The 22206-nt window shown below is 42.3% G+C and carries 16 protein-coding genes and 1 riboswitch; of the genes, 11 read left to right on the top strand and 5 right to left on the bottom strand.

Annotated features, from left to right (window positions below):
* Window positions 1-3 precede the first annotated feature (3 nt).
* A complete protein-coding gene (locus PGR74_RS04410) occupies window positions 4-312 on the top strand; it encodes a hypothetical protein (protein WP_041503379.1) in 309 nt (102 codons plus the stop codon).
* 21 nt (window positions 313-333) lie between these two features.
* A complete protein-coding gene (gene mutL / locus PGR74_RS04405; RefSeq protein WP_270516779.1) occupies window positions 334-2205 on the top strand; it encodes a DNA mismatch repair endonuclease MutL in 1872 nt (623 codons plus the stop codon).
* Window positions 2206-2320: 115 nt separating this feature from the next.
* On the opposite strand, the gene PGR74_RS04400 is transcribed toward mutL, so the two are convergent.
* A complete protein-coding gene (locus tag PGR74_RS04400; protein WP_270516778.1) occupies window positions 2321-3652 on the bottom strand; it encodes a TlpA family protein disulfide reductase in 1332 nt (443 codons plus the stop codon).
* 150 nt (window positions 3653-3802) lie between these two features.
* Here PGR74_RS04400 and PGR74_RS04395 point away from each other — a divergent pair, with 150 nt between their 5' ends.
* Together PGR74_RS04395 and rpiB are read left to right on the top strand one after the other, a co-directional pair.
* Window positions 3803-6085, top strand: coding sequence for an NADP-dependent malic enzyme (locus PGR74_RS04395; protein ID WP_041505196.1), 2283 nt, complete (start codon window positions 3803-3805; stop codon window positions 6083-6085).
* A gap of 139 nt (window positions 6086-6224) precedes the next feature.
* Entirely contained in the window at window positions 6225-6656 is a 432-nt protein-coding gene (rpiB, locus tag PGR74_RS04390) for a ribose 5-phosphate isomerase B (RefSeq protein ID WP_041503375.1), read from the top strand.
* A gap of 55 nt (window positions 6657-6711) precedes the next feature.
* Here rpiB and rprY read toward each other — a convergent pair whose 3' ends face one another.
* The 4 genes from rprY to PGR74_RS04370 all read right to left on the bottom strand — a co-directional run bounded on the left by rprY (window position 6712) and on the right by PGR74_RS04370 (window position 10655).
* On the bottom strand, window positions 6712-7401 hold the full coding sequence (rprY, locus tag PGR74_RS04385; protein WP_041503374.1) for a response regulator transcription factor RprY: 690 nt from the start codon (window positions 7399-7401) through the stop codon (window positions 6712-6714).
* 61 nt (window positions 7402-7462) lie between these two features.
* Window positions 7463-9001 (bottom strand): sensor histidine kinase, encoded by a 1539-nt coding sequence (locus PGR74_RS04380; RefSeq protein WP_041505197.1) that lies wholly within the window; start codon window positions 8999-9001, stop codon window positions 7463-7465.
* Between the two features lie 80 nt (window positions 9002-9081).
* Window positions 9082-10104 (bottom strand): Holliday junction branch migration DNA helicase RuvB, encoded by a 1023-nt coding sequence (ruvB, locus tag PGR74_RS04375; protein ID WP_041505198.1) that lies wholly within the window; start codon window positions 10102-10104, stop codon window positions 9082-9084.
* A gap of 113 nt (window positions 10105-10217) precedes the next feature.
* Window positions 10218-10655, bottom strand: a complete 438-nt coding sequence (locus tag PGR74_RS04370; RefSeq protein ID WP_041505319.1) for a nucleoside deaminase — start codon at window positions 10653-10655, stop codon at window positions 10218-10220.
* Window positions 10656-10834: 179 nt separating this feature from the next.
* On the opposite strand from PGR74_RS04370, the gene PGR74_RS04365 reads away from it, so the two are divergent.
* The 7 genes from PGR74_RS04365 to PGR74_RS04335 all read left to right on the top strand — a co-directional run bounded on the left by PGR74_RS04365 (window position 10835) and on the right by PGR74_RS04335 (window position 22194).
* Window positions 10835-12028, top strand: coding sequence for a phosphoglycerate kinase (locus PGR74_RS04365; RefSeq protein ID WP_041505199.1), 1194 nt, complete (start codon window positions 10835-10837; stop codon window positions 12026-12028).
* Between the two features lie 98 nt (window positions 12029-12126).
* Window positions 12127-12720, top strand: a complete 594-nt coding sequence (locus PGR74_RS04360) for a MarC family protein (RefSeq protein ID WP_041505200.1) — start codon at window positions 12127-12129, stop codon at window positions 12718-12720.
* Between the two features lie 204 nt (window positions 12721-12924).
* A riboswitch (cobalamin riboswitch) is annotated at window positions 12925-13127 on the top strand.
* A gap of 178 nt (window positions 13128-13305) precedes the next feature.
* Window positions 13306-15270, top strand: coding sequence for a TonB-dependent receptor (locus PGR74_RS04355; protein WP_442985414.1), 1965 nt, complete (start codon window positions 13306-13308; stop codon window positions 15268-15270).
* 28 nt (window positions 15271-15298) lie between these two features.
* Entirely contained in the window at window positions 15299-16468 is a 1170-nt protein-coding gene (locus PGR74_RS04350) for a YncE family protein (protein ID WP_270516776.1), read from the top strand.
* Between the two features lie 13 nt (window positions 16469-16481).
* Window positions 16482-18164 (top strand): PKD-like domain-containing protein, encoded by a 1683-nt coding sequence (locus PGR74_RS04345; protein ID WP_041505203.1) that lies wholly within the window; start codon window positions 16482-16484, stop codon window positions 18162-18164.
* 8 nt (window positions 18165-18172) lie between these two features.
* Complete coding sequence (locus tag PGR74_RS04340) at window positions 18173-20254, top strand: hypothetical protein (RefSeq protein WP_146216417.1); 2082 nt, start codon at window positions 18173-18175, stop codon at window positions 20252-20254.
* 14 nt (window positions 20255-20268) lie between these two features.
* On the top strand, window positions 20269-22194 hold the full coding sequence (locus PGR74_RS04335) for a hypothetical protein (RefSeq protein ID WP_270516774.1): 1926 nt from the start codon (window positions 20269-20271) through the stop codon (window positions 22192-22194).
* Window positions 22195-22206 lie beyond the last annotated feature (12 nt).

Genomic DNA, 22206 nt, shown 5'->3' with positions numbered 1-22206 from the left:
ATTATGGGATTTTTTAATCAACCGAAACCTAAACGCTTCGAGCTCAAACCCCGCTATTGGGATCCGGAAGCAGAAGCAAGAAAAGAGCGAGAGAAAAGGATGAGGGCCGAACTCGGTCTAAAAGAAGACGGTGAAGAGTATATCCCTGACGTAAGGGCCGGTTTTCAACGGGAATACGCCCGCAGGAAAGCCAACAGGCCTGCCAAGTCAATGAGCTATTCTTTACGGCTGTTTTTGATCCTGATCGTTATTCTACTGGTCATATTTTATTTGGCTACATACAAACTCGACTTGATTCTCAAACTATTTTAGTACTAAAAACAAACGAAATTTATGTCCGATATTATTCAACTCTTACCTGATTCCGTGGCCAATCAAATTGCTGCCGGAGAGGTTGTACAACGTCCGGCTTCCGTGGTTAAAGAACTAATGGAAAACGCCATCGATGCCGGAGCTACACAAATTCAGGTTATTTTGAAAAATGTAGGAAAAGCGCTTATTCAAGTCATTGACGACGGTAGCGGAATGTCACCAAGAGATGCCCGCATGGCATTCGAACGTCACGCTACGTCCAAAATCAAAACCGCAACGGATCTGTTCAATATCCGGACCATGGGATTCCGGGGAGAAGCCTTGGCTTCCATTGCCTCCGTATCCGAAGTGGAACTAAAAACGAAAAAAGAAGAGGAGGAATTGGGTACTTATCTTTTTATTGCCGATTCCGAACTAAAGAACCAGGAGAGCATCAATTGCAACAGGGGAACCAATCTTTCCGTGAAAAACTTATTTTACAACATTCCCGCCCGCCGCAAATTTTTAAAATCGGACACCACGGAGCTACGAAACATTACAACCGAATTTTTACGGGTAGCCCTTACCGCTCCGCATATCGCATTCTCTTTAGTCAATAACGGGAATGAGATTTACAATTTCCCCATCTCCGGATTACGGCAACGCTTGGTCAACGCATTCGGTAAAACTATAAATCCCAAGTTAATCACGGTGGGTTGTGAAACCGGTTTTATCACGATCAACGGTTTCGTGTGTGCTCCACAACACTCCAGAAAGAGTTACGGGGAACAGTATTTTTTCGTGAACAACCGCTTCATGAAACACAACTATTTCCACAAAGCAGTGTTAGAAGCTTACTCCGGTTTAATCAGCCCGGATACGATTCCCTCCTATTTTCTCTATTTCACGATAGATCCCTCCATGATCGATATCAACATCCATCCGACAAAAACAGAAATAAAATTCCAGGATGAAAACGCTATTTTTCAAATCATCTTAGCTTGTGTAAAAGAGGCTTTGGGAAAATTCAACATTACCCCTACAATCGATTTCGACACGGAGGGAAAAGTCGATTTTTCACCGGAAACGACACCTATCATCCCCAAAGTACCGAAAGTAAGTTACAACCCCCATTACAATCCGTTCAATTATGCAACCTCCATTTCAAAAGAGGATTCCGATTTCGAGCGCCCCGCTTCTTCTCCCAAAGAATATACGCGTGAGCAAGCAAAAAAAGAACGGGTACCGGCTAATTGGGATGCCCTTTTTCAAGGATTAGAAGAAAAAGAAGAGGTCATACAAACAGAAATTCCGGAAATGGCCGTCAAGCAGGAAGAGCACGAGGGAGTGATCTCTTTTATCCAAATGAAAGGCCGTTATATCGTTACCCCGGTTCATTCGGGACTGATGTTCATAGATCAGAAAAGAGCCCATGAGCGGGTACTCTTCGAACGCTATCGCGAATCGTTGATACAACAGAAAGTATGCGGCCAGAAGAGTCTTTTTCCGGAAACGTTGGAACTATCAGCAGATGACTTCTTGCTGGTAAAAGAGATTCTCAACGACTTGAACGTATTAGGATTCGAATTAGGCGAATTCGGCAAAAATTGTTATGCCGTTTACACGACACCTCCCGATCTTTCACATGCACGGGGCAAAGAGGTCCTGATTAACTTAATCGAACACTACAAAAATACGGAAGGTTCCATACGCGAAAAAATGCAGGACCGGATCGCACTTTCATTGGCAAAAGCCGCAGCCTTAAACTACGATACAATATTGAACAAACAAGAGATGAACGACCTTTTCGATAGTCTTTTTGCCTGTACACATCCGAACTATACGGCCGACGGGAAAACCATCATTCACATTTTAAAAAATGAAGAGGTCATCCCTTGGTTCAGTAAATCATGATGATTGAGAGATATGACGATTGAGGGATTTAGAGATGGACGATTGCAGATTAAAAAGATTCCGAGATTAGGTGGTTTATTGAATGAAAAAAAGATGGACGACGGTAGATTGTAAATTAAAAAAGTTGTTTCAGATACGTTTCCGTTTCGGGATTGGTCGGACGCAAAAAATCAGAATCCACGATATTTCCTTCCGGATCGATTAAAATAAAACGAGGGATTCCGCGAATCAAATAAAAATCCATCAATTCCCGATTTTCTCCCATATGGAGCTCAATATCACACGTGTGTTTCTCCTTTAAAAAGCGTTCCCAAGTTCCTCTATCTTTATCACAGGATATAGAAACAAAAGCTATTTTTTTACCTTTGAATTTTTCTACCAACTTATCCCATGCCACACTTTCAATCCGACAAGGCGCTCCCCAGGTCGCCCATACGTTCAATAAAAGGTATTTCCCTCTAAAATCAAGGGAACGAACGATATTTCCATTTTGATCCGTATAGGTAAAATCCAAAGCGGGACACCCTTTTACAATCCGGGCGCATCGGTTATAAAAATCATAAAAATGTTTCCTAAGAGCAGAATCTTTAACATAATAATCATAAACAGCGACTATCTCTTCCGTATGTTCGTCAATACCGGAACCGACTAAATAATTGTAAGCAAAACGATCAATCAAATACTCTATCAATACCTTATTCTTCAAATTTTTTTTCACGTAATCAAATTGAGCCATAACCCGTTTATAAGCATCAAACTCCTGAATACGATAGGTACTGATCAAAGAGACCAAAGAAGCCATCCCTTCTTTATACTCCTTCAATGTCATTAATTTTTCATCTTCCCAAATCAAAGCCCTAATACAATCCATATAAGCCGTATCGGGTAGGAAATCTTTGTTTCCGGTACTCCAGGCATGGTATAAAGGATAATTTTCCAAAACGGTATAGGTCGTAAATTTTATCCTCTCTCGCTCCATTTTCGTAAATTCCGGATCAAAAGACATGGAATCCAAATGTTCACATTGGCTGGCGATATGATCTTTCAACTGATTTAAAAAATCTCTCTCCCCCAAAGCATAGTCAAGAGATCCTTCCTGAAATCTTCTGCTATTCAGATAAATATTCTTGGCAGCCCCATCCCCCTCAAAACGAACGTTTTGACGAACCTTATTCCCGTAAATAAAAATCGACAACGATTTTCCACTTTCGAAAAATAAAGGAATCCGATCCTTCCCGTACTTCAACACACCATACCCCAACTCGTTTAACACGATACGACCGTGTCCCTTATCATCCACGTCAACCCTGTATTCTGTAGTATCGACGGATAATACGAATCGATGTTCGTTAGTTCCAACAAGATTAAAATCAACAACAACCCTTTGATTTCTGGTACAAGATATGAATGACACCAACAATACAACTATTAACCCAAATTTCATCATTATCTATTCTACCTATTTTAGTTCGGCTAAATTAATAATAACCTCTTTTAACCTGCGTTAATATTTTGACTTTAACATTTCATTAACACATTCTATTTGTCGTTTAAAACAAATCCGGATAATTTTACATTTATACAAATAAGTTAGATTATGGATTCTATTGAAAAAACACAAGCTTTACAATATCACGCGACAGGACGTCCCGGAAAGATCGAGGTCATCCCGACAAAACCACATAGTACCCAACACGATTTATCATTGGCTTACTCCCCGGGAGTAGCGGAGCCTTGTCTCGAAATTCAAAAAAATCAGACGGAAGCGTACAAATACACGGCCAAAAGCAATTTAGTCGCCGTCATCTCCAACGGAACAGCCGTTTTAGGTTTAGGAGACATCGGAGCTCTATCCGGTAAACCCGTAATGGAAGGAAAAGGACTTTTATTTAAAATTTTTGCAGACATAGATGTTTTCGATATCGAGGTCGACACGAAAGAAGTGGATAAGTTCGTCGAAACGGTTAAAACCATAGCTCCGACTTTCGGCGGAATAAATTTAGAAGACATCAAAGCTCCCGAATGCTTTGAAATAGAGCGACGTTTAAAGGAAGAATTAGACATTCCCGTTATGCATGACGATCAGCATGGAACCGCTATCATATCGGCAGCCGGACTATTAAACGCCTTGGAACTTAACGGCAAAAAGATCGAGGAGATAAAAGTCGTTGTTAACGGTGCCGGAGCGGCTGCTATTTCTTGTGCCCGTCTTTATTTGACATTGGGAGTGAAGAAAGAGCATTTGATCATGTGTGACAGTAAAGGCGTTATCCGAAACGATAGAAAAGATTTAAACAGTGAAAAACAAGAGTTCGCTACAGACACGCCTCTACAAACTTTACAGGAAGCCTTAGTCGGAGCGGATTTATTTTTAGGTTTATCCGTGGCCGACATTTTGACAGAAGAAATGATTCAAAGCATGGGTAATGACCCTATCGTTTTTGCTTTGGCCAACCCCAATCCTGAAATCTCTTACGAGAAAGCCATACATAGTCGTCCGGACATTATTTTCGCGACAGGTCGTTCGGATTATCCCAATCAAATTAATAACGTATTGGGTTTCCCTTACATTTTCCGAGGGGCATTAGACGTTCAAGCCAAAGGAATAAACGAGGAGATGAAATTGGCGGCCGTTTATGCTTTAGCCCGATTAACCAAAGAACCCGTACCGGAAAAGGTTAAGATGGCCTATAACGATCCTTCCATCGCATTCGGCCGGAATTATATCATTCCAAAAGCCTTAGACGTCCGTTTGATCAGTCGTATTGCTCCGGCCGTAGCCCGGGCTGCCATAACATCCGGAATCGCCCGCAAGACAATTACCGATTGGGAAGCCTATCAGGAACAACTCGAGAAAAGAATCGGAGAGGATGACCGCCTTATGCGACGCATGACGGGAAAAGCCAAAACAGATCCCAAACGTATTGTCTTTGCAGAAGGTGCTGATATAAAAGTACTATTGGCCATACAGGAAATCGTTACGGAAAAAATAGCACATCCTATTCTTATCGGAAATACAACCGAAATTGAGAATTTAAAAAAACAGCTTCATCTGAAGATCGACGAATTAACGATTTTCGATCCGGCCGTAGAAAAAGAGAAGATAAGAGAATACACGCAAGCTTATTATAAGCTGAGGCAAAGAAAAGGGATCACCGCCGAACAGGCCGAAGAATTAATGCATAATTCGAATTTTATCGGATTGATGATGGTCGAATCCGGAGACGGGGACGGACTGATATCCGGCATTCACTCCGATTATCGCCATGTACTACGGGCTGCCAAAGACATCATCGGTTTACGGGAATGTTGCAAATACGCCGTGGGGATGCATATCGTTACCCATAAAAAAGGAACTTACTTTTTGGCGGATACCACCGTTAACAGCCATCCTTCTGCCGATACGTTAGAATCCGTCACCGTCCTCACCTACGAGGCCGTGAAACAATTTAACGTAGAACCTATTATTGCCGTAGCCTCTTACTCCAATTTCGGAGAATACCACTTGGGAAGTCCGGCACAAATACAAGAAGCCATCGAAGTTTTACATCGAAAATACCCGGAAATCATCGTGGACGGAGAAATGTCAGCTTCCGTTGCTTTCAATAAAGAGTTAAGAAAAAAGCGATATCCGTTCTCGCCATTAGCGGATAAAGATGTAAACACGATCATTTTCCCCAACCTGAGTTCCGGAAGTATCGCTTTGGGCATATTACAGGAATTAGGAAGCAACGAAATCATCGGCCCGGTACTCTTAGGATTGAAAAAGCCGGTACATATTCTGCAAATGGGGTGCAGCGTACGGGATATCGTATACATGACCACCCTTGCCGTAACAGACGCTCAAAAAGAAAAACCGGTAGATATGTGCAGACTCTAATCGTACGGTAGTTCGAAACGATTACCCGATTAAGTGATTAATTCACATCATCTCTTGATCACAGAAGTCTAAATGTTTCTTACCTTTGCAAAAAATATAACGTATAATCATCCGTTAAACGGAAATTTTAATTTATCGTATGAAAATAGCAATAGCATGTGACCATGCAGGTTACGAGTACAAGGAGAGATTAGTTAAATACCTTCGGGAGGAGGGACATGAAGTGAAAGATTTCGGGACTCACTCTTCCGAAAGTATGGATTACCCGGACACGGCACACCCGTTGGCCGTCAGCGTGGAATCCGGAGAATACGAAAAAGGAATTGTCCTGTGCGGAAGCGGAAACGGTATCTCCATGACAGTAAACAAGCACCAGGGAATCCGTTGTGCCCTATGCTGGAATATGGAATTGGCAGCTTTGGCGCGTCAACACAACAATGCCAATGTTTGCAGTATTCCGGCTCGTTTCATAGCCTACGAAGAGGCTCAAAACGTGATCGACACCTTCTTATCGACAGCCTTCGAAGGCGGAAGACATCAACGGAGAATAGATAAGATTCCGGTAAAATAAACACCATAAAAAACGGGTCCCGAAAACGAGACCCGTTTTATTCATTTATCAGACATCAAAGGATCAATTTATATCCTTTTCCGTGAACATTGATAATTTCCACAGAAGGATCTTTCTTCAAGTGTTTACGTAATTTGGTGATATAAACATCCATACTTCTTGCATTGAAATAGTTGTCATCCGCCCAAATGTTCTTCAAAGCAAAGTTTCTCTCCAATACTTTATTTACATTCAAGCATAACAAACGAAGTAATTCCGATTCTTTCGTGGTCAGTTTTTGCTCCTCTTCTCCATCAAACAAAGTTTGCTTCTTAGAGTTGAACGTCAACTTACCGATCTTAAAGATCTCTTGCTCATCTTCCGGTTTCAGACCGGTCGATCTTCTCAATACGGCCTCGATTCTCAAAAGCAACTCTTCCATGCTGAAAGGTTTACTCATGTAATCGTCAGCTCCTAATTTGAATCCTTCCAACACATCTTCTTTCATCGTTTTTGCCGTCAAGAAAATGATTGGAATCTCGCTATTAATTTGTCGTACGTCTTTTGCCAAAGTGAAACCGTCTTTCTTCGGCATCATCACGTCAAATATACAAATATCGAAAGGTTGATTTAAAAAAGTCTCGTAAGCGACTTCTCCATCCTCGCATAAAACGGTGTCAAAACCTTTAGCTCTTAAATACTCTTTAAGCAGCATGCCGAGGTTTGTGTCATCCTCTGCTAATAAAATTTTAATTTTCTCATCCATAGCTATGTTGTTTTAAATAATTCTCTATATCGTTTTAAATTCTCTGAAAAAATATACGAAATTAGAAAAATAAGGTTCTCTTTACCTTTTGTTTTTTTGATGTTAATGGTAAAATAATGTCAAAACAGCTCCCTTTATCCGGGGAACTTTCCACGTCAATGTTTCCTCCGTGTGCTTCCACGATCTTTTTCACGTACGAAAGGCCCAGCCCAAAACCTTTCACGTCATGCAAATTTCCTGTCGACACGCGATAAAAACGTTCAAAGATCAATTTTTGATCTTTCTTAGCAATTCCTATGCCATTATCAATCACACTAATAACAATCTCATGATTCCTATTTCGCGTATAGATTGAGATCTCCGGAGCCCGGATACAATACTTAATAGCATTGTCAACCAGATTAGAAATGACGTTCGTTATATGAACCTCATCGGCCAATACTTCGTCATTTTCAGCCTCCAGGTGACCGAACATTTTACCTCCTTTATCCTCCACCCGCAAGATAAATTTAGGTAACAAATCTTCTATAATGTCATTTATATTGATCTTTTTCAATTTTAACTTCATCCTCGTTTCCGTAAAAAGAGCGGTTTGCAACACCCGTTCCACCTGATAAGTCAAACGTTTACTCTCGTCCCGAATAATGGTAGCGACCCGGTCAATGGTTTCCGGCGTATTCGTTACAGCTCCGTCCTTCAACATCTGTGAAGCCAAAGAGATCGTCGCTATCGGGGTTTTAAATTCATGAGTCATATTGTTAATAAAGTCATTCTTTATTACCGATAGTTTTTTCTGACGAATAATAACCACTAAACAGAATACAGAACAAAACAACAAAGCGAATGTGATCAATATACTGGGTAACAACATCCACAAAGAACTCGCCGCATCTCCTGCCAAATCAGGAAACCTCAAATACAGTACCGTTCCTCCTTTTTCACCCGGGAAAATTCTCTTATCCCAATATCGATCCTGTTGGCTTAAAAAGTTTTTAGAGGCCAACACGAACTTTCCATTCTCTTTTATCCCGAACTCAAACGAGCTACGAATACCGTTATCGATCAGAGCATTTCCGATAAAACCGTACAAATCATTCACATCCATCCTGCCCTCTATCATTCGTTCCGGTTTATTCCCCTCCTCTACGACCAGCACGTAATCCTTTCCCAAACGTTCCTTAATCTGCTGTTGCAATTTTGCAAGAGAGGTCGATAAATTATCTTTGGTTACCTTACGACCTACAAAATCACTGACATCCTGCACATCCGAGTCATCATCAATCAAACTCAGTACAGAACTAAACATCAAATTAGGATCGTTCTTAGAAGCGATTTTCCGCTTCGGATCCACGTACATTCGAGTATCTTCTACACCATCCTCTGAACTTTTCAACAGATTGTTCCCCTCTGCAATGCGATTCATCTTCACTTTTCCCCGGATATAATCAACAACCTCATCCATCACTTTATTGACGGTATAATCAAACTGCTCTTTTTTTACTTCAAAGGCGGTCTGAAAATAGCTTGTCTGAAGCAGAATTAATCCAAATAACGAGAGACCAAACACAACACCCAATATGATAATCTGTTGTTTTCTCATACCACAAATTTAACAATTCAATTTTAACATTTCCTACTATTAACACAATTTAACCATATAACGTTTGCATGGCTAATTGTCTAAAAAAGCGTAGGTTGATCATTCTTTACCTGGTCCTTTTTTAGGTGTTTATAGGCCAGATCCGTCACTTCGCGTCCCCGGGGAGTTCTTTTCAGAAACCCCTCTTTAATCAGAAAAGGTTCATAGACCTCTTCTAACGTGCCGGGGTCTTCACTTACGGCAGTAGCTATGGTTGTCAATCCGACAGGACCTCCCTTAAACTTATCGATAATGGTCAGCAGAATTTTATTATCCATCTCATCCAAACCGAATTTATCGATATTCAAAGCTTCAAGAGCATATTGAGTGATCTCATGATCGATAACACCATTTCCTTTTACCATCGCAAAATCGCGTACTCTCCTCAACAGGGCATTCGCGATACGGGGTGTCCCTCGGCTTCTCGAAGCAATCTCTTTCGAAGCCTGGCTTGTTATCTTCACGTTCAGGATAGAAGCGGAACGTTCGATAATTCCCGTCAAAATATCCAGGTCGTAATATTCCAAATGACTGTTAATACCAAAGCGAGCACGCAAAGGGGCCGTCAGTAAACCGCTACGGGTAGTGGCTCCTATCAAGGTAAAAGGATTCAATTGTATTTGTACGGAACGGGCAGCCGGTCCTTTATCGATCATAATATCGATTTTAAAATCCTCCATGGCCGAATAGAGATACTCTTCCACGATAGGGCTCAACCGATGAATCTCGTCAATAAAAAGGACATCGTTCGTTTCCAAATTAGTCAGTAAGCCGGCTAAATCGCCCGGCTTATCCAGCACCGGTCCGGAGGTAATCTTTATTCCTACTCCCAACTCATTGGCAATAATGGCAGATAAAGTTGTCTTTCCCAACCCGGGAGGCCCATGTAATAAGACATGATCCAACGACTCGTCTCTCATTTTGGCCGCCTGTACAAAAATCTCTAAATTATCCACAATCTTTTTTTGTCCCTGGAAATCACGAAAGGTCAAGGGGCGTAACGCCTTCTCCAACTCTTTCTCACTTTCAGGAACATTCCCGCTTCTTATATCAAATCCAGCCATCTATTTTTTTTTACCTGTTTCAAAACCGAATCCCAGCCTAAAAGGATTCGTCGTTTTCTTTTTCGAGTCTCAAATGTATAAAAACTCCATCGCATATACAATGCGGGAAAGAATTAATCACGTTTACGAACAAAAAATGCCTTCAGTAAATCGGCGCATGCTTCGCCCAACACTCCGGCTACCACTTTGGTCTTCGGGTGAAGTATAGGGGGAGTCAGCCTCGCGTATCCCCGGTGCGGGTCCGATGCTCCATACACTAACTCTCCCAACTGAGCCCACGCTAAAGCCCCCCCGCACATAGTACATGGTTCCATCGTCACGTAAAGCGTACAGTCATTTAAATATTTTCCTCCTAACGAAGCGGTTGCCGATGTAATCGCCAACATTTCCGCATGAGCCGTCACATCATTCAATCTCTCGGTTTGATTATGGGCCCTGGCAATAATTTTATCCTTGCAAACAACAATCGCTCCCACGGGGATCTCCCCTTCCGACTGAGCAATATAGGCTTCTTCCAAAGCCTTTTTCATAAAAAATTCATGTTTATCCATCTGATGTATCGTATGAATAGCTAAAGTCTGCATTTTTTTCGAGACCTACAAATTTTCTCTCTCATTTCCCGACAAACCGACTCCCCGATAGCCTTTTCACTTTTTTTCTTTGTTTAAATTCATTTTATACATACCTTTATCATGACAATTACGTAAGAATATATCTAAACATAAATAATATGCAGACGATTGACAATTACAATTTTAAAAACAAAAGGGCGTTAATTCGAGTCGACTTTAACGTACCTATGAATGACAAATTCGAAATTACAGATGATACCCGCATGCGGGCTGCCATTCCAACGATAAAAAAAGTATTGGAAAAAGGAGGTTCTGTTATTCTCATGTCTCATTTGGGACGTCCGAAAAACGGACCGGAGGATAAGTTTTCTTTGAAACACATTCAAAAGCACTTAGAGGAGTTATTGCATACCCCTGTTAAATTCGCGGAAGATTGTGTCGGAGAACAAGCCCAAAAGATGGCAGCCGATTTAAAACCGGGAGAAGTACTTCTATTGGAAAACCTTCGTTTCCACAAAGAGGAAGAAAAAGGGGACAAACAATTTGCCAAAGAACTGGCCTCTTTAGGAGACGTATGGATCAACGACGCCTTCGGAACCGCCCACCGGGCCCATGCCTCTACTGCCGTGATCGCCGAATTTTTCCCGAACGACAAACTTTTCGGTTATGTCATGAAAGGAGAATTAGAAAGCGTGGATAAAGTAATGCACAATCCGACCCGTCCTTTTACAGCCATCATGGGAGGTTCGAAAGTATCCTCTAAAATCGATATCATCATGAATCTGATGGACAAGGTGGATAACCTGATTTTGGGCGGTGGTATGACTTATACTTTTAAAAAAGCATTGGGTGGTCATATCGGAAATTCGATTTGCGAAGAAGATAAACTGGATTTAGCCCTCGATATCCTAAAAATCGCCAAAGAAAAGGGGGTTAATTTAGTGCTTTCCAACCAAACATTAGCCGCCGACGCTTTCAGTCAGGACGCCCACACTCAAATTGTAGACCCCATGAATATCCCGGACGGCTGGGAAGGTTTGGACATCGGCCCGGAAACCCGAAAGGAATTTGCAAAAATCATCGAAAATTCAAAAACCATTCTTTGGAACGGTCCCGTAGGCGTGTTTGAGATCCCCAAATTTGCCGAAGGAACAAAAGCCATCGCCGAAGCCATCGTGAAAGCAACCGAAAAAGGGGCCTTCTCGCTTATCGGCGGAGGAGACTCGGTCGCAGCCATCAACCAATTCGGTTTAGCCGACAAAGTCAGCTACGTCTCTACGGGAGGTGGTGCATTGCTCGAATATATCGAGGGCAAAAAGCTCCCCGGAATCACGGCTATCCGGGAAGAATAATACAGGAAGCACATATACAAAAAGGTATTGTCTTATTTATTCTACAGACAATACCTTTTGTTCTTTTTTAATATGTTGCTTTTTTATATTTTTGCGACATGGAATTAAATTTTAGTATTAAAGAGATTTTTACGGCCTTTATGGTATTGTTTGCCGTGATCGATATCACCGGTTCCGCTCCTATAATCATGAATCTAAATAGTAGCGGGAATAAGGTCAATGCGGAAAAAGCAACCGGAATTTCTTTAGCTATTTTTATCACGTTTCTCTTTGCCGGCGACGCCCTATTAAAACTATTCAATATCGATATCTCTTCCTTCGCCATAGCCGGAGCTTTGGTACTTTTTGTATTAGCGATCGAAATGACTTTTAATATCGAGGTTTTCCGCAATAATGGTCCGGGAGGTTCCGCAACCATCGTTCCCGTGGTCTTTCCTTTGGTTGCGGGAGCTGGAGCTCTCACGACGACCTTATCTCTCCGTGCGGAATGTCATGTCGTTAACATCATCATAGCCATTATTTTAAACATGGCAGTAGTTTATATCGTATTAAAAAACGTCTCTTTGGTGGAACGTTTGATCGGAAAAGGAGGAGTGTACGTATTACGTAAATTTTTCGGTATCATATTATTGGCTATGGCCGTCAAATTATTCACGACCAACTTGACAAGCCTACTTAACTCCTTTTCCTGATTAACCATTGTTATCTTCCCCGGACGATTGTCCGATAATGCTCCCATCTTTCAGTGAATCGACTGTAAGTACATTATTCTACCATACCTATCCATCATTGTAACAGCCTTTATTCAGACAGGCAATATTCCTGTATTTTCGAAATCGAATTTTTAATTGCACATTTTATTTGTTTATTACTAAATACTATCTAATTTTGCACCCGATTAAACAATCGATTTTGGTGTCACCTTTCGTTTTACGGAAGGTGGTGAAAAGGGAATCAGGTGAGAATCCTGAACAGACCCGCTGCTGTAAGCTCCACCGAAATTTTCGAACAATACTCACATCCACTGTTTCGACACGAAATGGGAAGGGCGTTTGAAAACGGAGTAAGTCAGAAGACCTGCCAATATCGTTATAATCTGAAGCTTTCTGGGAGTAGAGCTTGGATATAAACGTGAACATTATCCGATTTATTCTTTACGACAAAAGAGTAACTTCGTTATTTGTACCGCAGGATATTCTCCAGAAGGCTGTTTATTACTTTAATGACAGCTAAAAATGAATTATTCGCATCTTATAGCTCTGAATTTATGGTTGTTGATGACACCGGGAATTTATGCCCAACAGCAGGACACAACTAAAATGTATCATATAAAGGAAGCCGTTGTTTCCGCCAAGCAGATACAAAAAGAGATCATTCCCGTCCAAATTTTATCCGGAGCTACTTTACAAAAATTAAGCGTCCACTCTGTCGCTGATGCTTTACGCTATTTTTCCGGAGTACAAATTAAAGATTACGGGGGAATCGGAGGGTTGAAAACCGTTAATATCCGGAGTATGGGTACTCAACACGTCGGAGTTTTCTATGACGGGATCGAGTTGGGAAATGCCCAAAACGGAATTATCGATTTAGGACGTTTTTCGTTGGACAATATGGAGTCCATTTCATTATACAACGGACAACGAAGCGCCATTTTCCAATCGGCCAAAGACTTCGGTTCAGCCGGATCCATTTATATGGTCTCCAGGATCCCCCGATTCAATCCGGAGAAAAAATACAATGCCAAATTTACCTTTAAGACCGGTTCCTTCGGGTTGGCCAATCCCTCCTTTCTGCTGGAAAACCGACTCGGTAAAAATATCGACGGTTCATTAAGCGCAGAATACATGTATACCAACGGAAAATACAAATTCAGTTACCGGAAGAAAAACGGTTACGATACCACTGAAATACGTAAGAACGGGGATGTATACGCCATTCGAGCAGAATACGGTCTTTTCGGCAAGCTCAAAGAGGGAGAATGGAAAGCAAAAACTTATTTCTATCATTCGGAAAGAGGATATCCCGGAGCCTCGGTACGTGAAGAGCCCGGGAAATTTAAAAATCAGGATCGACAATGGGATTCCAATTTTTTTCTACAAGGCTCCTTTAAAAAGTACTTCAACCGTTACAGCATGCTTATCAACGGCAAATACGCTTACGATTACCTGCATTATCTTTCCGATCCCCGCTTGGACGCTTCTACGATGTATGTAAACAACCACTATCGCCAACAAGAGGTATATCTTTCTTCCGCCAACCTGTTCAACGTTCTTCCCGGATGGAATCTAAATTTATCTGCCGATTTCCAATGGAATAAATTGAATGCAGACCTCGTCGATTTTGTCTATCCTACCCGTTACACGGGCTTAATCGCACTGGCTACGGCTATTAATTTCCAGCGTTTGAACATACAGGCAAGTCTACTGGGTACCTTCGTCAATGATAAAACTCGCGTTACAAATGCAGCTGCAGACAGTAAACAAAAGTATACCCCCACCATTGTCCTTTCCTGGCAACCCTGGGAGGAAAAAGATTTGAATTTCAGGGCATTTTACAAACGAATATTCAGGATGCCCACCCTGAATGATCTGTATTATACCTTTATCGGGAACAAAAATCTGGCTCCGGAATACACGATCCAATACGATTTCGGTATCACCTATGCCCGCCAGTTTACCTCTTCGGCACTAAAAAGTTTAGAAATTCAAGTCGACGGCTACTATAACGAAGTAACCGATAAAATCATCGCCATTCCGATCTCCAACCAATTTCGCTGGACAATGATCAATTTGGGAGAGGTCGAAATTCGAGGAGTGGATGTTGCCTTACAATCGCATTGGAATTTCAAACGTCATTGGTTGCTCGATACCCGAATAAACTATACCTACCAGAAGGCTCAGGATTTCAGTAAACCGGGAAGTCCTTTTTACGGAGATCAGATCCCCTATATTCCCTGGCATGGCGGATCCGCAATCCTGAACGGCAGTTATAAAAGCTGGGATTTGAACTACAGCTTCATCTATACCGGAAAACGTTACGAATCGAGCGCCAATATTCCTGAAAACAAAGCCAAAGAGTGGTATACAAACGACCTTTCGGCTTCCAAGACATTTCTGTGGAAGAAGGCAAAAATCCGATTGACGGCAGAAATCAATAACCTGCTGAATCAACAATACGAGGTCGTGGAGTGTTATCCCATGCCGGGTACCAACGTAAAGTTTACGATCAATATAGAAATCTGATACAAATAAACCTTTAATCTTTTAAAGTATGATCAAACTAAAAATTCATGTAGGTATACTCTTTCTGGTAGGAAGCTTTATATTCTCTTCCTGCCGGAACGATGATGAAGAGATCATCTCTTCGGTTATCACCCAAGTAGCGCCGAGCGATTCGGTCTCCGGTCCCATTAAGGGATTCTTTCTGTTGAACGAAGGAAATATGGGCAGCAATAAAGCCACTTTGGACTACTTCGACTACACGACCGGAAAATACCATAAAAATATCTTTCCGGAAAGAAATCCTTCGGTTGTCAAAGAACTCGGAGACGTAGGAAACGACATTCAAATTTACGGAAACAAATTATACGCGGTTATCAATGCCTCCAATCTGGTGGAAGTCATGGATGTCAATACGGCCAAGCATATCGGAACAATTTCTATTCCGAATTGCCGATACATCGTATTCGACAAAGGATACGCTTATGTCAGCTCTTATGCCGGAAAAATAGAAATAGATCCCAACGCCCGGTTAGGGTATGTAGCCAAAGTGGATACGGCTACCCTGCAAATACTCGACTCCTGTTCCGTGGGGTATCAACCGGAAGAGATGGTTATTGCCGGAAATAAACTATACGCAGCCAACTCCGGAGGGTATCGCGTTCCCAACTACGACAATACGGTATCGGTCATCGACCTGAACAGTTTTAAAGAGATTAAAAAAATTCCGGTAGCCATCAACCTCCACCGGATGAAAATCGACCGGAATGCCAATATCTATGTTACCTCCCGGGGAGACTATAAAAACATACACTCCAACACCTATGTCATCGATCCGAGAAAAGACATCGTCACCGACGTTCTGAATTTCCCGGCAAGCGAGCTATACCTTTGCGGGGATTCGCTTTACGCCTACAGCACGGAATACAGCAAAATCACCGAAAAGAACACGGTCACCTACACCATATACAATACCAAAACAAAACGTATCGTAACCAGAAACTTTATCAAGGACGGAACGGAACTATCGATAGAGGTCCCCTACTCTTTGGCCGTAGATCCGAGAACCAGAGAGATATACATTTCTGATGCCAAAGGCTATGTCACCCCGGGCACTCTTTATTGTTTCACCCCGGACGGAAAGAAAAAATGGGAAGTGACCACAGGAGATATTCCGGCACACCTTGTTTTTACCACAAAACCATTGAAAGATTTAAAATAAAAAATCGCTCATTATGAAAAAAAACAAATTCTTACTTATCATCTTGTTATGGGGCCTTTTCCTCGGAACCCTTCAATCCTGTTCCGACGACGATAAGGTACATATCGGTTCTCCTGACGTGACTTTCAATAACGGAAGTGGAGAATATAAAGTCAAAATCGGTAAAGAGATCACGTTAAAAGCAAAAATAAAAGATGCCGTAAATCCTGTCTATTCCTGGAAGATAAACGGTGAGATCGTCTCCACCGATACGACATTCCTGTTCTTCGGCAAGCAAATCGGCGAGAGCTTTGTTAACTTTCGATTGGATGCGGATAACGGAAGTATAGAAAAACAGGTAAAAATCTCCGTCGTTGAGAAAGCCCTTCCCGTGGTCTCCATCAACGGTTCCCTTGCCCCGTTTGCCGGGATCGATTATCCGATAGCTCCCGCGGTAGAGAACAGTGAAGGTGCCAGTTATCTCTGGCGAGTAGACGGAAAAGTATCCGGTACGGACAGCGTACTCATCTTCAATCAACCCGAAGCAGGAGAATACCAATTGGCTTTGACCGTAAAAAATGAAGACGGAGAGGCCGTTTACATCAATAAAGTGATGGTCTTATCCGTCATAGAAGCACAATTGATCTTTAGCGACGGCCGTTACCGGATTCCCACGGATAACCGGATTCCCAAATTTACAGTTCCTCAAGGGAGAAAATTAGTTTTATCTCCGACCACATTCGGTATTTCCCCCAACGCCGTTTATGAATGGAGCGTGGACGGAACCGTACAAAACGAAAAATCGGTATTTTTCACTTTTGAACCTACGCAACAGAAAACCTATCGCCTTAAAGTATCTGTAAAAGAGGGGGGAAAAACAGTATTTGCAGAAGCCGATATTACCTGTACGGAACCGGAAGAGACCCATCGTCGGACGATCACCGCCTCAAGTTCCGCAAAGATAACCGACATTTTCGAATATATCCCCGCACCGAATCAATTCAATTCATACCAGATCGGTTCTACTTTCACCCAAGCTTTAAACGATGCCCGTTCCATACTTACCAACGAGAGTTACACCTTCCTCGGGGCTTACGGGGGATACATCGTCATGGGCTTCGACCATAGCGTGGAGAACAAAGAAGGCGAATATGATTTAGAAATTAATGGAAATGCTTTTTCCGGTAATTCCGAACCGGCTATCGTATGGGTCATGCAGGATGAAAACGGAGACGGATTGCCGAACGATACATGGTACGAATTGAAAGGAAGTGCTATCCCGGAACAGACTACCCGTCAATACGCCATTACCTACTACAAGCCCAAGGAAACTCGCACCAACGTGATTTGGGTCGACAATGAGGGAAAAACCGGAAGTGTGGATATCAATAGCTACCACTCCCAGGACTATTATTTTCCGATGTTTATCCAAGGGAACAGCTATACCCTATATGGTACCAAACTGGCTCCCCTTACCGAGAATGTCGGAGGAATCTGGTATAATCGGGATTACGAATGGGGATACGTGGATAACTACGGAACAAATAAGGATTGTTTCGACATCGGTAATGCCGTTCAACGCGACGGAACCCCTATAAAACTAAAATACATCGATTTTGTCATGGTACAAACCGGAATAAGTTCCAAAGCGGAAAACATCGGAGAACTTTCCACCGAGTGTTGTGCAGCCTACGATTATCACTTAAAGAATAAATGATCATGAATATGAAAAAATGGAATATAACAGGGTCGATTTTCATGCTCTTTGCCGTACTCGGAATCACGGGATGTAACGACAAGGACGATCCCTTTAACGGAATGGATAATTACATCACCTCTTTTATTTTGACACAGGGCAGTACCTCTTTAAAGGCAGAATTGATCAACGACAGTATCATCATCACAGCCCCCGCGGCTCTTTCACTGGAAGGAGCCAAAGCAGAACTGACTTTGAGCGAACGGGCACGTATTACACCCTCCCCGGAAGAGATCGACAAATGGGACGAACAAATGCTTTTTAAAGTCAATGCTTCGAACGGAGAACAAAGAGTCTATTACTATCTGGTAAAAAAAGAACAATCCGTACTGGAAGGAAGCATACAACTCACGACACAAGAGGAGGTAAATGCATTCGAAACAAACGGAATCACGGCAATCAACGGAAATCTGATCATTGCATCGACTTCCGGCGAAGACTCGATCACCTCTTTAGTTCCGTTACATAACCTTCGGGAGATACGATACGATTTGATCGTCAATGACCGGTATACCGGAAAAGATCTGTTAGGATTAGAGAATTTGGAGAAAGTGGGAGGAGTCTCGATCCAGGCAGGCAAGAACCTCGAACTGATAGAGTTTCCGCACCTGATTTCCGTGGGAAAAGACTTTACGGTAAATCACGCGAAGGTAGAACAAATCGTGTGTCCCAAGTTAAACCGTATCGGACGTCATTTGAATGTTTCAGGAAATTTAGCTCAAACAGAGTTCCCCGCGTTGGAGGAAATAGAAGGAGGCCTGACCTATACCTCTTCAGGTTCTCTCTCTTTGATTCCGACTATCTATTTCCCTAATTTAGTCCGAATCGGAGACAACTTCTCCATCGAAAAACTGGAAAAGGTGGAGCGGATCGATCTACCCGCTTTAGAAAAGTGCGGAGGAATGTCTATTTTTGCCAATACTTCCAAGTCCATGCTTAAGATATTAAACACTCCCGCTTTAAAAGAGATTTCCGGGACACTGGATATCAGGTATTGTCAAATCCTCGAACTGGAGATGCCCGTACTGGAACAGGTTGCAGAGATCAAATTAAGAAATAACTCCATTCTTACATGCAAATTTCCTCTCCTCCGCGAAATAACCGGTAACCTAACCCTCGAAAGCTTGTCCCACCTGGAAAATTTAGACGGGTTCCCGGCTCTGGCATCGATCGGAGGCATATTCACGATTCAGTCCATAACCCATTTTGAAAAATTCGAAGCCCCGGCAACTTTAAAGAAAATCAACGAACTAAAGTTATCCAATCTGAATCATATAACCGAGATCCATATCAAAGGCTTGGACATCGCGACGCTCAACCTGTTGAACAAAACATTAGCCACCGCTAAAGTAATCGGAGACAAGGTATTCAACGGTATCCTTCGTCTGGAATGCACCTCCTCTATCTCCCAAACAGATAATCTCTTTCCCTTATTGGAAGGTATAGAAGAGATCGGAGGCTTGGATTTAAACGGATATGCCTTATACAACATCGACGCCCAAGGCATAACCAAAATCAACGGGGATCTTACTGCAAATACAAGTTCGCTTAAGACACTAAAATTCCCGCATCTGACAGAGGTATCCGGAAATTTTACCTTAAAGTCAAGCCTGAGTAGCTTAACCGAATTCGGAGTACCCTTGCTTACAAAGGTCGGAGCGAATTTGAAGATCAACAATTTCTCCAAAAACTTCGCCCTGAAAATACCGGCCTTAACAGCAGTAGGCGGAGACATGACCATCTCAACGGCCGACTATAGCAACTCTTTTGCCTCTATCGAAATGCCGGCTTTAATAAGCATTGGTAATAAACTGACACTGAACACGAGCAGCAGTTATTATACCAATAAGGCATTGACCCATCTGGACGGATTCTCTGCTCTTGCGAGCGTAAAAGAGGTCGAGATCACCAGTCAGGCAGCATTGGTATCATTTTTAGGCTTAAAACAGGCGATTCCGGGCATTTCCAGTTTAAAAACGGAGAAAAACAAGTACAATCCGACACTCGAAATGTTACAAAACGGCCAATGGACAGAACCCAACCAAAATTGAAGTTTAATTCGTAAATGAAAAAGAATATGCAACTGTTATCTATAAAAAGAGTTTTTTTCTTTTTGTTTATCCCGCTTTTCGTGACGAGTTGTAGCGACGACGAAAGTGATTTTACGGGAGGAGACAACTATATAATCTCCTTTCGTCTGAAACAAGGAGAAGCTTTACTGCACACGACAATTCACGGGGACAACATCAAACTGGTCGTTCCCGAAAACTTTACTTTCGACGGCATTTCCGCCGCCATTACGACCAGTGAAAACGCTACCCTCTCTCCGTCCCTTTCGGAAGTACAGGCATGGAATATCAAACAGACGTTTACGGTTACTTCGTATAACGGGAGTAAACGTACCTATACTTATGTCGTAGAGAAGAGATCCGTCGCTCATGAAGGCAATGTCGTATTGGCAACCCAAGCCGACCTGGAAGCCTTCGCCGCACAGGACATAAATGAAGTAAACGGAAGTCTGACCATCGGAGAAGCAGAAGGCGAGGCAACCGTCACCTCTCTGGCTCCCTTGGCCAAACTTCGGAAAGTAAAATACGACCTCATCATCAACTCTACATACGGCGGGACGACTTTAGAAGGATTAGAAAATTTAGAATCGGTCGGGGCCATACGCATCAACAAAGGGACCGGACTGGAAGAGGTAAACCTCCCCCAATTAAAAGATATCGCCCAAACGTTATATGTAGAAAGCAGTCAGAGTAAGATCGCAACCATAAACTTTCCCAAGTTAACCAATATTGGGGGAAGTGCTACTTTGGGATCGCTCTCGACCTTGGAAACCCTTTCAGCACCTAAGGTGGAAAAGATTTGGGGCGCATTGAATCTATCTTCCGATCGTTCTTTGGTCGAATTGGATCTATCCTCGTTAAAAAGAGTCGACGGAGAGTTGAATCTTTCCGATATCAGTAAGATCACAAACGTGGACGGACTGAAAGCGCTGGAATTCATCGGTGGAAAATTCACTCTGGATAACCTATCGGCAGTGGAAAATTTAGACGGATTGAAAGCGCTCTCTTACGTGGGAGGAGATTTTTGGATGTACAGACTCCCGTTGATTACCCGCTTAAACGGGTTCTCCTCTCTTAAAGAGGTAAGAGGTACCTTAACTATTTACTCCGTGCCTTTTGAGTCATTCTCCGATTTCTCCTCATTAAAAAGAGTTCCCAAATTGGCTATCAAAAATAATGATGCCCTGAAAGATGTAAATATTTCGAATTTGGAAAATCTTACTTCAATGGAATTCGAAGGGATAAAAAATGAAGCGACCTTAACCGGTAAAGAAATTTTCCCGGGCTATATCAATGTCACCACATCCAATATCCTTATAAAAGGGATTAAAGAGGTCGGCCGATTGAGGTATTACATCAATATACCGGATCAGGACAGGACATTGGATATTGAAAAAGTAAACGGCGATTTCACGTTATTGGTCTACGGCCTTACAGGAAGCTTTAATTTACCCCGGTTAACGGAAATCGGCGGAAAGCTGGATATCCAAATTCAGAATAAGATCACGCTCGATTTATCCGCTTTGAAAAAATTAGGAAGTTTAAAAGCAGAAGGAGTCAACGTCGACATCTTAGCGTTCCCGGTATTGGAAACGGTAAAAGGTGATTTCAATATAACCACGGCAAACTATCAAAGCAATATGTCAGATGTTCAGGCTCCCAAACTGCAAAGCGTAGGCGGCATGTTTGCCTTATGCGGTTTCAGCTCTTATTACAGCAACAAATACATAACCGACCTAAACGGTTTCAGTTCCTTGAAGAGTGTAGGCAGTATTAAAATTCAACACAACATGATGTTGACCTCATTTAAAGGAATAGAAGGCGTCATCTCCTCTTTGGAAGCAGCCCAATGGAAGGTTTCCGGCAACGGATACGATCCGACTTACCAAGATATGGAAAATGGCTTATGGGATAAACCCTGATAGAAAAGTCCT

Source organism: Sanguibacteroides sp. AM78-02pH3A (assembly GCF_027666085.1).
GTDB lineage: Bacteria > Bacteroidota > Bacteroidia > Bacteroidales > Marinifilaceae > Gabonibacter > Gabonibacter massiliensis.
This window is presented reverse-complemented; position numbering and strand designations above follow the sequence as displayed.

Bases quoted from the DNA above. Each gene is read 5' to 3' on its own strand.
- PGR74_RS04410 (WP_041503379.1), top strand. From the start codon at position 4: ATGGGATTTTTTAATCAACCGAAACCTAAACGCTTCGAGCTCAAACCC.
- PGR74_RS04395 (WP_041505196.1), top strand. From the start codon at position 3,803: ATGGATTCTATTGAAAAAACACAAGCTTTACAATATCACGCGACAGGA.
- PGR74_RS04350 (WP_270516776.1), top strand. From the start codon at position 15,299: ATGATCAAACTAAAAATTCATGTAGGTATACTCTTTCTGGTAGGAAGC.
- PGR74_RS04380 (WP_041505197.1), bottom strand. From the start codon at position 9,001: ATGAGAAAACAACAGATTATCATATTGGGTGTTGTGTTTGGTCTCTCG.
- PGR74_RS04340 (WP_146216417.1), top strand. From the start codon at position 18,173: ATGAAAAAATGGAATATAACAGGGTCGATTTTCATGCTCTTTGCCGTA.
- PGR74_RS04335 (WP_270516774.1), top strand. From the start codon at position 20,269: ATGAAAAAGAATATGCAACTGTTATCTATAAAAAGAGTTTTTTTCTTT.
- PGR74_RS04370 (WP_041505319.1), bottom strand. From the start codon at position 10,655: ATGGATAAACATGAATTTTTTATGAAAAAGGCTTTGGAAGAAGCCTAT.
- rpiB (WP_041503375.1), top strand. From the start codon at position 6,225: ATGAAAATAGCAATAGCATGTGACCATGCAGGTTACGAGTACAAGGAG.
- rprY (WP_041503374.1), bottom strand. From the start codon at position 7,401: ATGGATGAGAAAATTAAAATTTTATTAGCAGAGGATGACACAAACCTC.
- ruvB (WP_041505198.1), bottom strand. From the start codon at position 10,104: ATGGCTGGATTTGATATAAGAAGCGGGAATGTTCCTGAAAGTGAGAAA.
- PGR74_RS04360 (WP_041505200.1), top strand. From the start codon at position 12,127: ATGGAATTAAATTTTAGTATTAAAGAGATTTTTACGGCCTTTATGGTA.
- PGR74_RS04345 (WP_041505203.1), top strand. From the start codon at position 16,482: ATGAAAAAAAACAAATTCTTACTTATCATCTTGTTATGGGGCCTTTTC.
- mutL (WP_270516779.1), top strand. From the start codon at position 334: ATGTCCGATATTATTCAACTCTTACCTGATTCCGTGGCCAATCAAATT.
- PGR74_RS04355 (WP_442985414.1), top strand. From the start codon at position 13,306: ATGACACCGGGAATTTATGCCCAACAGCAGGACACAACTAAAATGTAT.
- PGR74_RS04400 (WP_270516778.1), bottom strand. From the start codon at position 3,652: ATGATGAAATTTGGGTTAATAGTTGTATTGTTGGTGTCATTCATATCT.
- PGR74_RS04365 (WP_041505199.1), top strand. From the start codon at position 10,835: ATGCAGACGATTGACAATTACAATTTTAAAAACAAAAGGGCGTTAATT.